This window comes from Acinetobacter pragensis, from assembly GCF_001605895.1.
In the GTDB taxonomy this organism is placed as follows: domain Bacteria; phylum Pseudomonadota; class Gammaproteobacteria; order Pseudomonadales; family Moraxellaceae; genus Acinetobacter; species Acinetobacter pragensis.
This window is the reverse complement of sequence record NZ_LUAW01000013.1, coordinates 75,082-87,358: the sequence shown is the minus strand read 5'-3', so window position 1 is coordinate 87,358 and position 12,277 is coordinate 75,082. Positions and strand designations below refer to the sequence as shown.

Annotated in this window: 12 protein-coding genes; 3 read left to right on the top strand and 9 right to left on the bottom strand. The window is 40.2% G+C overall.

All coding sequences use genetic code 11. The features are described from left to right. Positions 1 to 116: 116 nt before the first annotated feature. Positions 117 to 1,013, bottom strand: coding sequence for a bile acid:sodium symporter family protein (locus tag AZH43_RS04765; protein WP_067667140.1), 897 nt, complete (start codon positions 1,011 to 1,013; stop codon positions 117 to 119). 38 nt (positions 1,014 to 1,051) lie between these two features. Next, positions 1,052 to 1,897 carry an SDR family NAD(P)-dependent oxidoreductase gene (locus tag AZH43_RS04760; RefSeq protein WP_067667138.1) on the bottom strand — a complete coding sequence of 282 codons (846 nt, stop codon included), beginning with the start codon at positions 1,895 to 1,897 and terminating at the stop codon, positions 1,052 to 1,054. Positions 1,898 to 2,088: 191 nt separating this feature from the next. Between AZH43_RS04760 and AZH43_RS04755 the strand changes: the two genes are divergently transcribed. Then, positions 2,089 to 3,129: an AraC family transcriptional regulator gene (locus AZH43_RS04755; RefSeq protein ID WP_067667136.1), complete on the top strand. Its 1,041-nt coding sequence runs from the start codon at positions 2,089 to 2,091 to the stop codon at positions 3,127 to 3,129. 61 nt (positions 3,130 to 3,190) lie between these two features. Here AZH43_RS04755 and AZH43_RS04750 read toward each other — a convergent pair whose 3' ends face one another. From AZH43_RS04750 to AZH43_RS04730, 5 genes are all read right to left on the bottom strand, one after another. Continuing rightward, positions 3,191 to 4,396 carry an OmpP1/FadL family transporter gene (locus AZH43_RS04750; RefSeq protein WP_067667134.1) on the bottom strand — a complete coding sequence of 402 codons (1,206 nt, stop codon included), beginning with the start codon at positions 4,394 to 4,396 and terminating at the stop codon, positions 3,191 to 3,193. Positions 4,397 to 4,721: 325 nt separating this feature from the next. After that, positions 4,722 to 5,558: an MBL fold metallo-hydrolase gene (locus AZH43_RS04745; RefSeq protein WP_067667132.1), complete on the bottom strand. Its 837-nt coding sequence runs from the start codon at positions 5,556 to 5,558 to the stop codon at positions 4,722 to 4,724. Positions 5,559 to 5,648: 90 nt separating this feature from the next. Further along, positions 5,649 to 6,617, bottom strand: a complete 969-nt coding sequence (locus AZH43_RS04740; RefSeq protein ID WP_067667130.1) for a quinone oxidoreductase family protein — start codon at positions 6,615 to 6,617, stop codon at positions 5,649 to 5,651. Between the two features lie 14 nt (positions 6,618 to 6,631). Continuing rightward, on the bottom strand, positions 6,632 to 7,153 hold the full coding sequence (locus tag AZH43_RS04735) for a VOC family protein (protein ID WP_067667128.1): 522 nt from the start codon (positions 7,151 to 7,153) through the stop codon (positions 6,632 to 6,634). 71 nt (positions 7,154 to 7,224) lie between these two features. Then, on the bottom strand, positions 7,225 to 7,545 hold the full coding sequence (locus tag AZH43_RS04730) for an SCP2 sterol-binding domain-containing protein (protein ID WP_067667126.1): 321 nt from the start codon (positions 7,543 to 7,545) through the stop codon (positions 7,225 to 7,227). 172 nt (positions 7,546 to 7,717) lie between these two features. On the opposite strand from AZH43_RS04730, the gene AZH43_RS04725 reads away from it, so the two are divergent. Further along, a complete protein-coding gene (locus tag AZH43_RS04725) occupies positions 7,718 to 8,758 on the top strand; it encodes an AraC family transcriptional regulator (RefSeq protein WP_081406773.1) in 1,041 nt (346 codons plus the stop codon). A 69-nt stretch (positions 8,759 to 8,827) separates the two neighbouring features. Here AZH43_RS04725 and AZH43_RS04720 read toward each other — a convergent pair whose 3' ends face one another. Next, positions 8,828 to 9,901, bottom strand: a complete 1,074-nt coding sequence (locus AZH43_RS04720) for an MBL fold metallo-hydrolase (RefSeq protein ID WP_067667122.1) — start codon at positions 9,899 to 9,901, stop codon at positions 8,828 to 8,830. 14 nt (positions 9,902 to 9,915) lie between these two features. Beyond that, the gene (locus AZH43_RS04715) at positions 9,916 to 10,437 is read right to left on the bottom strand and encodes an ester cyclase (RefSeq protein WP_067667120.1); all 522 of its coding nucleotides are present in this window, start codon (positions 10,435 to 10,437) and stop codon (positions 9,916 to 9,918) included. A gap of 428 nt (positions 10,438 to 10,865) precedes the next feature. Here AZH43_RS04715 and AZH43_RS04710 point away from each other — a divergent pair, with 428 nt between their 5' ends. Further along, positions 10,866 to 11,924, top strand: a complete 1,059-nt coding sequence (locus tag AZH43_RS04710) for a type II asparaginase (protein ID WP_067667118.1) — start codon at positions 10,866 to 10,868, stop codon at positions 11,922 to 11,924. Positions 11,925 to 12,277: the final 353 nt, after the last annotated feature.

Below are 12,277 nucleotides of genomic sequence, written 5' to 3'. Positions count from 1 at the left end.
ATTGAAAAATGACGTCAGGGCTCTGTTAAAAATAAGCTATCCTTAAATCATTAAAATGACCAAATAGCCCTATAAAGCCTTGATTTTTTTTGTAGGTCTATAGAGCTATAAGCTAATTAAGGCGATTCTGAATATCTAGAATAAAGGCTGTTCATCTGGCGCCGATCTTTTGCTTTAAAGATTAAACCGACTGCAAAAGCAAAGAAAATCATGATGACTGAATATACTGCAGCAGGTATAGCAATGGTGACGCTGCCTAAAACTGAAATCGCAATGGTTAATGCCACAGAGCTATTATGAATTCCAATTTCGAAGGCGCAAGCGCGTGATTCGGCCTCAGTCATTTTAAAGAGCTTGGGGATAAAATAACCGATTGATAAGCTGATTCCGCAAAATAGCGCGCAAACGACCCCAACAGATGAGAAATATACTCCCAGTTTGTCTCCTTCTTTGATTAAAGCGCCTACGCAGATCAAAATTAGAAAAATGACTGAAAAATATTTGATAAATTTTTCCATCATCTTTGCAAAATTCGGTTTTTTCGCACGTATCAGCATGCCAAAAACCAGTGGAAGTAAAATAAGTAAAAATACTTGGATTAATTTATCGAACTGAATGCCAATCACTGTATTTTCTCGCATAAAGTAGGTCAGCGAAAGTGTTGCAACCAGCGGTAAGGTAAAAGCGGCAATAACTGAGTTGAAGGCTGTCAGTGTAATATTTAAAGCAATATCCCCTTTAAATAAATAACTGAATAAATTGGCTGTGCTGCCGCCGGGGGAAGCCGCTAAAACCATCAGTCCTACAGCGAGCAATGGCTCCAGTTTAAACAGTTTCGCTAAACAGAATGCAATACTGATCAATAGGATAAGCTGGCAAAATAATGCAATTATGACATTCTTCGGATGTTCTTTTACCCGTTTAAAATCATTCAGCGTAACTTCAAAACCCAGCCCCATCATAATAATGACAAGAGCAATAGGCATACCTATAGTAATAAATGCTGAGTCCATAGCAAATTTCCTTTTATTAATTTAATTTTCAGGCGCTGTTAAAGCTTTAGAGATTTTTTAAGTAATATTTTTTGCAGTTTGATTGGCATTTTTCGAAAAATAATGGCATCCCGAATGAAGTCGCTATGTATTTCGTATCTGCTTTTAGCATTGGATGAAATAAATGCGGTATAGATGGTGTCAACAATCTTTTCCATGGGAATCCCTTTGGAAAATGAATTTTGAGTGCGTTCAGAAAAAATCTGCATGGGTTCTGCATAAATAGGATGGCTTGGCTTGATCTGAACATTTTCAAGAATTTTTTTTGCCATTGGGGTTTGAATCTGCCCTGGTTCAATTAGGCAAACATCAATGCCGAAGATTGAATATTCACAGCGCATAGCATTAGAAAGCGCTTCTAAAGCGAATTTGCTTGCAGAATAAATGCCAGTAAAAGGAAGGGTGCGCAGCCCGCTCTGAGAGCTGATATTAATAACTTTGTTGCGGACTTTGTCTTGCGCTTCCAATAACGGCAGAAAAATTTTAGTCATCATATGAACTGCGACGGTATTCACAGCCAAGATGTGTTCAAACTGCTGTTTAGTCACATCCATAAGAGGGCCGTTGTAAATTACGCCGGCAATATTAATCAATCCTCTGAATTTCATGCTGGTTATATGTTTTTTTACCAAGTCAAAAGCATTATGAATATCTTGTTCTTGAGTAATATCCATTAAAATAGGCATAAAATCATGATGGAATTGAGCGTTTACTTGCTGCTGTTCTTGCTGACTCATGACAGAACCGAAAACAAAAAAACCTTTATCTATAAAAAGTTGTGTACATGCGAGTCCAATTCCAGAACCTGCACCCGTAATAAATATGGCTTGTTTTTGCTGAGACATGAATATCATCCTTAATGATCGGGTTACAAATTCACTATCAGTCAGGGAGGAAAAATATTTTGGTAAAAAGGTGCCAAAAAAATGTACAAGCGTGACATTTTTGTTAGAATAAAAAACAACCTATGGTTTAATAATTTGTTCAATAGATAGATGAGATAAATATTGAAAGAATAAGTCTATAGGAGTTAAAAATGGATTTTGATGATAAGAGCATGATCGCTCCGATAATACCTGTTCACTTGCCGGCAGCATTTGTCCGGATGTGTGTTGCCCGCGGATATTCAATATCAGCTATTTTAGAAAATTCAGGAATTAAAGCTGAAGATTTAGATTCGATTGATACTTATTTCAGTTTAAATCAAATTTCAAAATTTGTGCAGAATGCGCTCATACTCACGAAAGACCCCTCTATTTCGATTGCATTCAGTCAATATATTCGGCTGTCCCATTTTGGGTCTTTTGGCATTGCATTGATGTCAGCGCCGACACTGAATGATGTATTTGTAATTTGTAAGAAATATAGTTCACTGATAGATCCTACCATCAGTTTTGAAAGTGAAATTAAAGACAGTACGATATGTATTAAATTTGGAAAGCAAATTCCGCTGGGCTTAAATTATTACTATACACAAGAAGCATTATGTCTTTCGATTATTCGCATCATCAGTGATTTGGTTGAACATGAATTGCCGCAGCTCAGAATAGAACTGGATTATGCTAAACCAAGCTATGCTGAAAAATTTAACTATTTAAATGCGCCGATCAGCTGGAATAAAAGGCATTGCGCTATTTATTTCAATACCATCATCCTTGATAAAAAGCTGCCGGGCGCGGATCTTCCTGCATTTCAAAAAGCCCTTAGAATGTGTGAAGCCGAGCTCAGCCTCTTTACGCAGCAGGGTGAAAATTGGCTGATAAAACTTAAACTGATGATTTTACAGAACCTTCAAAAGCCGCTAACTGCTGAAGAAATGGCGGAGCAGCTGCATTTGTCCCGGCGGACATTTTTTAGAAAATTGGCTGAATACGATACAACTTATGATGCGCTGTTATCAACTTCGCGCGCTGAAGTTGCAAAAGACTATCTGTTATATAAGAAAACCTCACTGATCGAATTGGCGGATCATTTAGGCTATAACGATGTCTCAAATTTTACCAAAGCATTTAAGCGCTGGTACGGTTTGCCGCCTAAGCAATGGCTGCAGTCTCAGCTTTCGCGCTCGGTAGAATAACAATCTGATTAAAAATAAAAAGGCGGTCTGATGACCGCCTTAAACTGCATATTTTATTGCCTTAGAATCGATACCCAATTTTTAAGCCATAGCCCCAAGCGTAGTTGTCTTCATATACAGCATCGTATTTATCCGTGCCAAAGTCGAAACCCGATTGCGCTTTTGCATCTCCAAGCCAAAAATATTTCACGCCGCCTGAAATAAAATAATTCGCAGCTGGACTGAATTGCGCGCCTAATCCGACATTCCAATAGCCTTTTGATGGCCCTAATGTGGATACTAAGTCTCCGGCGCCGCTGTCCCAGCCTACAGAAACAGTGCCTGAAATTTTATCGTTGAATTTTCTGCCAAGCCCCAAATTTGCAGAAATCTGATCATCATAATAAGCGGCTAAATCTACTCCAGAGCCTGTAGTCAGCTTTGTAAATTCATACAGTTTTTTGGGTGAAATTCTAAAATTAGACCAGTCCACCCATCGTACATTTGCAAAAGCCACGGTGTCTTTCATAATGCCTGTCTGAAAATCAAGATTGACCGATTGCGGTGTGGTGATCGTTGATTTTTCAGTTGATGTTCCTAAGTCAACACGGCCAGCCACTGGATGCAGAATATTCAAGGATTCGGTCATATTCATGTCGTGGTCAATTTCAGAACGGTAGGTGACAGAGGCTTTTAATGCAATATCAGGAATTGCATATGCGGCGCCAGCGAGCCAGCCAACCCCTGTAGTTTCCTTTGCATCTAAATCATAACGTGACCATGAATAGCCTGCGCCTCTTAAGCGGCTTTTACCTTTTACCGTTTGCAAAGCTGGTCCGGCATAGATATTCCAATGCTGATTTGGCTGAAAACCGATAATCGTGCTTAAATTTTGAGAGACAACTTCAGATTCAGATCTTTCATTGCCTTCGGTATAAGCTTGATATGCTTTGATCGGGTAGCCCGCATCTGCCCCAAAAGGATGATCGTATAAGAAGCCGATAGAGAACTGGTCTGTTAATTGAAATTTTAAAGTAGCAGATGGAGAGTAATAGCTGTTGGCAATATCCCCAGTTTGCATGTTTGCCGCAGCGCTTAATCCGCCTTTACTGAAGTTATCATTCATTTTCCCGCTTAAAGAAGCATCCAAGACTGAAATACCTGCTTCAAAATAATTGCCTGGCTGTAGAAATGCTGAAATGGATTGACCAGAGCGGTCAAGCCCTGCAGCGTGTATTTGACCTGTACAGATACAGCCCAGCGCAATGATCAAAGTGCTTTTGTTCATAGTGAATTCCTTCCTGGAATAGTTCATTTTTTAGAGTAATCGTGTACTTCTAATAGATATTTTTAACGTGTATCGCTATTTAAAATTGGTTATTGAGTGCCACAGTTATGGTCAAAAGGTGTCAATATTTCATCTGCTTTTATTATTTTTCCTAAATTCTGCTTTATTGCTTGCCTCAGATTGACCGCATGCTTTTCTGCTTTGGCGCAGTGCTTTGGCGCAGTGCTTTGGGGATACTCAATTCAGTATCGGCAGTTTTGGCATGTACTGCCGATATTTTGTGTAAAACTGGCATCGTCTAGCTTTCAAAATCTCGGATCAATCATTATTCAAGTCTGGATGCAGACTGATATTGCTCAAGCTCAACAGGATCGTGCGCGCAGAAAAAATCGATTTCATCAGCATGATGCGCTTTTAAATATTTTAAGTGATTCAGGCTTTTCAGACGTTCCTGCCGGATAGCCTGCACGCTTGCTTCAAAGGCTTGAAGACCTAAAGGCATGTGAGATACTGCATTCAGCTGACTGTGATGGTAATACGCATCACCGCAATGCAGGAGCCATTTCCCATTGTCTTGCTGAATGGCAATTCCGACATGGCCTTTGGTGTGCCCAATCAGCGGAATTATCCATATATTTAAATTGTTTTTTAAATGAATGGAGAAAGCAGGGTGGCCAAACCATTGTTCTGCTGGCTGTTGATAAATATGCCAGCACGGTTCAGGTTTAAACTGGTTCAAACGGAAACGTAATTTTTCTTTCCAGCTCGGCTTTAAGATTTGTTCCAGTTCAGGCTGATAGATATGCACGGTGGCTTGAGGAAAATCGGATGCGCCGCCTATATGATCTAGATCCAGATGCGTGGGAAAAATATCCGTGACATCAGCAGGTGAATAGCCCAGCCTTTGAATTTGAGAATGTGCAGTTTCTGCTGGATCTAATTTAGGTTTAAATGTTTTTTGAAAAGCTTTTCCTAAACGGTAATCTGTATGTTCAATATCCATCAAGCCTAATCCAGTATCTACTAGAATCAGCTTGTCTTTTTGCTCAATCAGCAGGCAATGACAAACCAGTTTTCCAGGTTCAGTCAATGTCCCTGTACCATTGATTAAACGGGCGCATAAAGGGCAGAGCGTGCCGCAGTTCAAATGATGAATCTTCATTAAGGTTATCCCAAATTAATTCAAAAAGGCTTTTGCGTGAAATAGAGAATACAAGTTCAATTCGGCTGATCAAACTTGTCGTTTAGGGCGTTAGAGGGATAAAACAATTTTTCCAAAATGTTGATTGGCTTTCATTTTTTCAAAAGCCGCATTGAATTGTTCAAATGGGTAGACCTTGTCTATTGGTAAATGTATTTTCCCTTCAGCCAGTGCAGGAATTAAATCTTGTTGGGCTTTTTGAATCACTGCTGCAATTTCATCAGGGCTGCGGGTGCGGAAACTCACACCTTTATAAGTGATACGGCGCATGGAATGCTGATCGAAATCAATCATCCCCGTTTCGCCAGCCATTCGCCCGACATTCACAATAGTTCCAGCAATTTTAGTTACGGACATTGTCTGGTTAAATAAAGGGCCTGCCAAAAAGTCGATAACAAGATCTGCGCCTTTACGTTTAGTCAGTTTTAAAATCTGTTTGCTCCAGTCTTCATCATTTGTATTTACAGCGCTATCTGCACCATATTCAAGTAACTGAGCCATTTTTTCGGCACGGGTTGATGTCCCAATAACATGCTTTGCACCTAATAACTGAGCAACTTGCATTGCCATTAGTCCAACAGCGGAGCTTGCACCGACAACCAGCACAGTTTGATCGGCCTGCAATTGGCCATTTGATGAAATCGCATCGTGCGCTGTTTGCAATGCAACAGGCAAGGTCGCAGCCTGTTCATCGCTTAAATTATCCGGAATGGGGTAAATCCAAGCAGCATTGCCTAAGGTATATTCAGAAAACGCGCCGGGGCCAGCCCCCATCACCCGATTGCCGACTTGCCATTGCTTGACGCCTTCACCCACTTCGACAATTTCTCCAGCCCATTCCATACCGATCGGAAAGCCTAAACCGCCGATGAACCCATGTGTTGCTCCTGTCAGCATGTTTAAGTCAGCGCGATTTAAAGCGCAGGCTTTAATTTTGACCAGCACGTGATTCGGCATAACTTTCGGCTTTTCCAAAACGCCTAAAACCGCGCCGTGTTCACCTGATAAAATACTTCTCATAGAATGAACTCCGCTTAAAGTTTACGGATTGGCTTTGAACCATTCCAGCCGACAGAGGCCTTTTTTATATAGTCAAAAATCTGTTTTTTACTGCCTGCCAGCTCTGAAATTTCCAATGCAATACCAATGGCATACTCTGAATCAAAATACGCCATACGGCCTTGCGGTCCGCCAATTTGACCTTCATGCACGACGTCATAGCCTTTGTCCTGCAAATATTGATATGCCGCATCATAATCTTCTGTCCAATAAGCAACATGCTGGAATCCTTCACGGCCCGATTTTAAAAAATCCTGATACATAGATGGCGCATCATTCGTCTGCTGAATCAATTCAATTTGTACATCACCTGAATTGGCTAAAGCCACTTTCATTTCAATATTATGCGGCTGGCCTTTATATTTGAAATTATCCAAAATTGCATTTTCGACATAAAACCAAGGGCCGACGCCTAATGCAATCCACTCATTCATGGCTTTTTCAATATCTTTGACAATGTAGCCGTTCTGGCAAATTGGACCTAAATCCTTACTCATGGCAATTTCCTTTTTTATTGCTTGGAAAAGGGGAGTTGCACATCCCCTTGGTGATCAGTTTGAATAAAGTTTTATACAAGTTTAGACGCGTCAAAATATTCACTGATTTCTTTTGCCAGCATAATATCGCCGTCAATTTTTAATTTGCCGCTCATGAAGGCCATTGCACCGGCAAGCTGCCCAGTAATAATGTCAAAGAACACCTCGTCATCGGCCGTCAGTATGACGTCAGCTTCGGTATTTTTACCTTTTTGGATCGCGCAGGTGCTGTCATTGATTTGAATGGTAAAAGGCTCGGATAAATTGAGCTGCAATACGCACTCAACGCCATCGGTGGCTTCCTCATTTAGGGCAGCCGGCAATTTATTTAAAATAAAATCGTTGATATTCATGGCTTATTCCTTTAATTAATATAGTCTTCAGATAGATGAGATTTTGCATTCAATATTGAGTGCTGATGTGACTATAAGACACAGGAAAAAAATGATATTGACCCAAACCGGGATTCATTGACATCAGTTGATAAAAGCCAAATATAGGTCAAATTAGGGATAGATTACGTTTATGCACGATTCCAGTAATATATTGAAAAAACATACTGTTGCAGTGCATTACATGCGTGTGATTTTTGACTATTTGCAAAGAAGAAATTATTCGGCAGATCAGTTTCTAGCAGAAATTCATGTGAATAAATCTTTATTTGATCACCCCAATGAACGGATTGATTTCCAGATTTTTAATCAGGCTTGCCATTTATTGCAGGACAAGTTCCAGCATCCCAATTTAGGCATTTGCCTAGGGCAGCTGGTGACCACTGGGCATTTAGGGCCACATGGTTTTGCTCTCATGACCTGCTCCAATGCGCGTGAACTCATGCAGCAGAATATGCGTTATTCGGCATTAACCATTGATGCCGGAAGCAATGTATTTGAACGCAAAGGGCATGAGTTTATCCGTTACTGGAAAAGCAATTTAGGGGAAAACCATCCTTTAGGTAAATTGCAGGATGAATTGCATCAGGCCTCTTATGTGAGTCTGTCTAGACACTTATTTAATCAGCATGATTTAAGTCCGCTGTGGGTTTCTTTCCAGCATGACCAGCCTGAAGATATCTCTGAATATGAAAATCTGTTCCGCTGTCCAATATATTTTAGCGCTGAGCACACGGCTATAGGTTTTCATGAGCGTTTTTTAGATTATCCATTGCCAAGTTCGAATGAGTCGGTGCATATAGTGATGAGTGATTTACGTCACCAATTATTAAAGCAGCTTGGGAGTCATTTGGAGCCTTCTTGGCTTGCCGTAGTCCGTAAAACAATTATGGAATCGTTCCAAATGGGCGGCGTCAGCTTCGAAGAGCTGGCTCAGATCACGGGATTTACTGCAGATGAATTAAAAACAGAAATGAACCGGCATCAACTTAATTTTAGAACGCTTGTCGATGATATCCGTCAAAGCTTAGCCATCAGCTATGTCCGCAATCCAAAACTAAGCTTAGTGGAAATCGCTTTTTTATTGGGTTTTTCCGAACAAAGCGCTTTCCAGCGCGCGTTTAAACGCTGGACAGGAAAAACACCAAAGGAATATCGCAGTTTTGAGGTGTAGATGATTGTTATGAAAATAAAAAAATCGCCTGAAACCCAAGAATTTTCAAGCGATATAAAAGTTAGGGAGTTAAACAGCCAACTGGCCAAATTGCAATGCGCCTAATAGTTCAGTTTGTTTCAATCCCGGGAACAGCCAATAGGGGGTTGTTTCACTGCTGCAAGCGCATGATGGGAAATTAGGATTGCTTTTTAGTGGCCCTGCGATGGTTTTTTCCATGACCATTGAAATGTATTGGTCATTGCTGCCTTCTTGTGTGTTGCCATTTAAAATAACTTCAACACCTGTCTTTTCAGCGTAGTCACGTATTGCCTTAATTTTGGAACTTCTAGGTTCATATGCATCTAAACTGATCCCATTTTCTGAAGTCACAAAAATTTGATTATCCGCTTTAGCGACCAATGAATGATTGCCTTCGGTATGTCCTGGGGTATGTACCAATGCGAGACCAGATCCTAAAGCAAGACTTTTCTTAAAGGTAATGACTTTGTTCGGATCAATCCCATTTGCACCGTTCGGACAATACCAATCGGACTGAACAGGCAGCAACCCTTGAACACAGTTCCATTCTTTTTCATGAACTAAAAGTTTCGCATTTGGAAAATAGGCAGGCTGATCTGCTGTGCCTAACCATTTCCGCAGTTCCTGTGTGTGCAGATGATCATAACTAATATAATCCACTTGCTCAGGTTTTATTTTGAGCTGCTGCAGAGTGTCTTCTATAGAAGTATATTGCGGTGCAAAAATATTGAAGGCGATATCTGGAAATGAATCAGCTAACCGTTCAAAGAAAGGTGTTTTGCGGTTATTCACCACATCGGTAGGTGAAAATAACAAGACTCTCAGCTGATTATTAAAGTCTTTATATTGAATGACAAAAAGGCGGTTAAGCAGATGTAAAAAAGGGAAGGTCAGTGACTTTTGCGCAAACACGCCTGTATAGCCATACCATGTCGGATATGGGGCGCGGACAAGATTAACTGATTGATAATAAATGACATCTTCCTGCTGCATAAGCTGGGTACGAAATTGTGATGCCGCTGTACGCACTTTTTCAAGGCGTTCTATGGGAGATGGCGCATCACGTGTACCGTCAAAGTCTGAAATTTCTTGCATACCTAACGCTTTGAATGACTTATTCATCTGGGTTCCTCCACTTATAGTTTCGATTGAGTAACCTTGCTGAGATCTTTCATATCCCGCAATAAACCAGACGCTGCTTTATAGAATTGAAGAATTCCTTTGGGGGATTTAAGGTTAAAGCCTTTAAATAACTGCTTAATTAGACTTAAAGTATCAAAATAAATACGCTCACAAACCAGCTCTTCACCTTCAAAAATGAAAAATGCGCACATGCGTACACGGAAGGCGTTGCCCGTTGGCGGAACGGAACCCAAATAGCCTTTATGGGTGCCGAGCAGCCAAAATTCACAAATTACAGCATCATCAGCATGCCGCATAGCAATCAGTTCATGCCGCTGATCTGGAAAAGCTTTACGTGAGGTTCGGTGATAATTAAGCACATCATCACGGCCATCATGCACGGCGCCTGTGGCAATCAGCTCATAATGTGGATGGGGAAAAGTACTTAAGACTGCATCGAAGTCTTGTTTTACTTCATCGGCAAAATGGTCTAGAACCAATTTCTCACGAAAGTCCTTTAATTTTTGATCTAACATTTTGACATCCTTGTTTTGAGGCGGGTATTTGTTAGATTCAATTTAGCTTTTGAAAACGTATCTATTTGGTATTTAAGTGACAGTTTTATGGTGAATAAGTGCCAATATGCATCAATCTAATAAATATAAAAAATTAAAAAGCGGCTTTAGAAAACTCACTAAATGACTGTACTTTCAGTTTGCTTCTAAGTGTTCGCGGCATGCTTAAACCCATAAGTTGCTTATCGTCCAACATGTTCGGCATTCATTAATTTTTTCTAATGTAGAAATTTACATCAAGGATGAGCAGCTGATTATTTCTATTTAGTTGGGCCATGGCAGCTCTAATACAAAACAAAACCGTTTCATCTATACAATACAATCTTTTTCCAGTAATTTTGATATGGTATGAAAAATGCTAAGAATAAGATGACTCAAAAGGATGACCTATGAAAAAAACGATTTCAGCGCTGACATTAAGCTTAAGCCTATTCCTCCCATTTTCCGCTTTTGCCAAAAATAATGTGGTTGTTGTGGCGACTGGCGGAACGATTGCCGGCGCAGGTGCGAGTTCGACCAACAGTGCAACCTATACAGCGGCCAAGGTTCCTGTAGATGCCTTATTAAATGCGGTTCCTCAGATTCAAAACCTTGCCAATGTGACTGGCGTGCAGGCAATGCAGGTTGCATCAGAAAGCATTACAGATAAAGACTTATTATCCCTTGCACGGCAAGTTAATGATTTGCTTAAAAAACCGGACGTAAATGGTGTAGTGATTACACACGGTACAGATACGCTGGAAGAAACAGCTTTCTTTTTAAATTTAGTGATTCATTCAGACAAGCCAATTGTGCTGGTCGGGTCAATGCGTCCGAGTACGGCACTTTCAGCAGATGGCCCATTGAACCTGTATAGCGCAGTTGCGTTGGCTGCAGACGACAGTGCGAAAGGCAAAGGAACTTTTGTCCTTATGAATGACGACATTTTCGCAGCGCGGGATGTTGCAAAAACAATTAATATCCATACAAATGCATTTATGAGCCAATGGGGTGCACTGGGAACATTAGTTGAAGGAAAACCGTACTGGTTCAGAAATACGGCTAAGCGCCACAATAATAGTTCAGAATTTAATATTGAAAATATTAAAGGCGATAGTTTACCGCTTGTACAAATTGTTTATGGTTCAGGAAATATGCTGCCTGATGCGTACACAGCCTATGCCAAAGCAGGGGCTAAAGCAATTATTCATGCCGGTACAGGCAATGGCTCAGTAGCCAATTATATTGTTCCCACTCTAACTGACTTACAGAAACAAGGCGTACAAATTATACGTTCATCTCGGGTTCCTCAAGGCTTCATCCTTAGAAATGCAGAACAGCCGGATGATAAATATGGCTGGGTGGTCGCACATGACCTTAATCCGCAAAAAGCTAAATTACTGGCAGCACTTGCTTTAACAAAAACAAAAGATGCTAAGGAAATCCAGCGTATCTTTTGGGATTACTAAAATCACTATATTGGCGAGCAGCTGATATTTTTTCTATAAGCACTTTAAAGCTCTTAAGGTGCTTATTCACAAAGAAAGGCTCGCCGTATCTAAAATAAGAAGTAAAAATTTAAATTTTAACTGCTTTAAATACAAAGAATTACTCATAAAAATTTAAAATAAATATATTCGTGAATTTATAGTTTCAGCAAATTTGGCCACAGACCTCATTGATCACAGAATGTGCCGACAGTTGTCTTCCTTTCGTTTTCCATAAATACAATAGAATCCTTAAAGTGAATTTTGTTCATCTTAGGGTTAGATTAAATCATTTTTATTCATGTTTCATTTCAAGTATAAATTACTGCATACAG

Excerpts from the sequence above, each read along its gene's own strand:
- AZH43_RS04745 (WP_067667132.1), bottom strand. The coding sequence starts at position 5,558 with ATGAAGATTCATCATTTGAACTGCGGCACGCTCTGCCCTTTATGCGCC.
- AZH43_RS04730 (WP_067667126.1), bottom strand. The coding sequence starts at position 7,545 with ATGAATATCAACGATTTTATTTTAAATAAATTGCCGGCTGCCCTAAAT.
- AZH43_RS04735 (WP_067667128.1), bottom strand. The coding sequence starts at position 7,153 with ATGAGTAAGGATTTAGGTCCAATTTGCCAGAACGGCTACATTGTCAAA.
- AZH43_RS04715 (WP_067667120.1), bottom strand. The coding sequence starts at position 10,437 with ATGTTAGATCAAAAATTAAAGGACTTTCGTGAGAAATTGGTTCTAGAC.
- AZH43_RS04765 (WP_067667140.1), bottom strand. The coding sequence starts at position 1,013 with ATGGACTCAGCATTTATTACTATAGGTATGCCTATTGCTCTTGTCATT.
- AZH43_RS04720 (WP_067667122.1), bottom strand. The coding sequence starts at position 9,901 with ATGAATAAGTCATTCAAAGCGTTAGGTATGCAAGAAATTTCAGACTTT.
- AZH43_RS04760 (WP_067667138.1), bottom strand. The coding sequence starts at position 1,897 with ATGTCTCAGCAAAAACAAGCCATATTTATTACGGGTGCAGGTTCTGGA.
- AZH43_RS04740 (WP_067667130.1), bottom strand. The coding sequence starts at position 6,617 with ATGAGAAGTATTTTATCAGGTGAACACGGCGCGGTTTTAGGCGTTTTG.
- AZH43_RS04755 (WP_067667136.1), top strand. The coding sequence starts at position 2,089 with ATGGATTTTGATGATAAGAGCATGATCGCTCCGATAATACCTGTTCAC.
- AZH43_RS04750 (WP_067667134.1), bottom strand. The coding sequence starts at position 4,396 with ATGAACAAAAGCACTTTGATCATTGCGCTGGGCTGTATCTGTACAGGT.
- AZH43_RS04710 (WP_067667118.1), top strand. The coding sequence starts at position 10,866 with ATGAAAAAAACGATTTCAGCGCTGACATTAAGCTTAAGCCTATTCCTC.
- AZH43_RS04725 (WP_081406773.1), top strand. The coding sequence starts at position 7,718 with ATGCACGATTCCAGTAATATATTGAAAAAACATACTGTTGCAGTGCAT.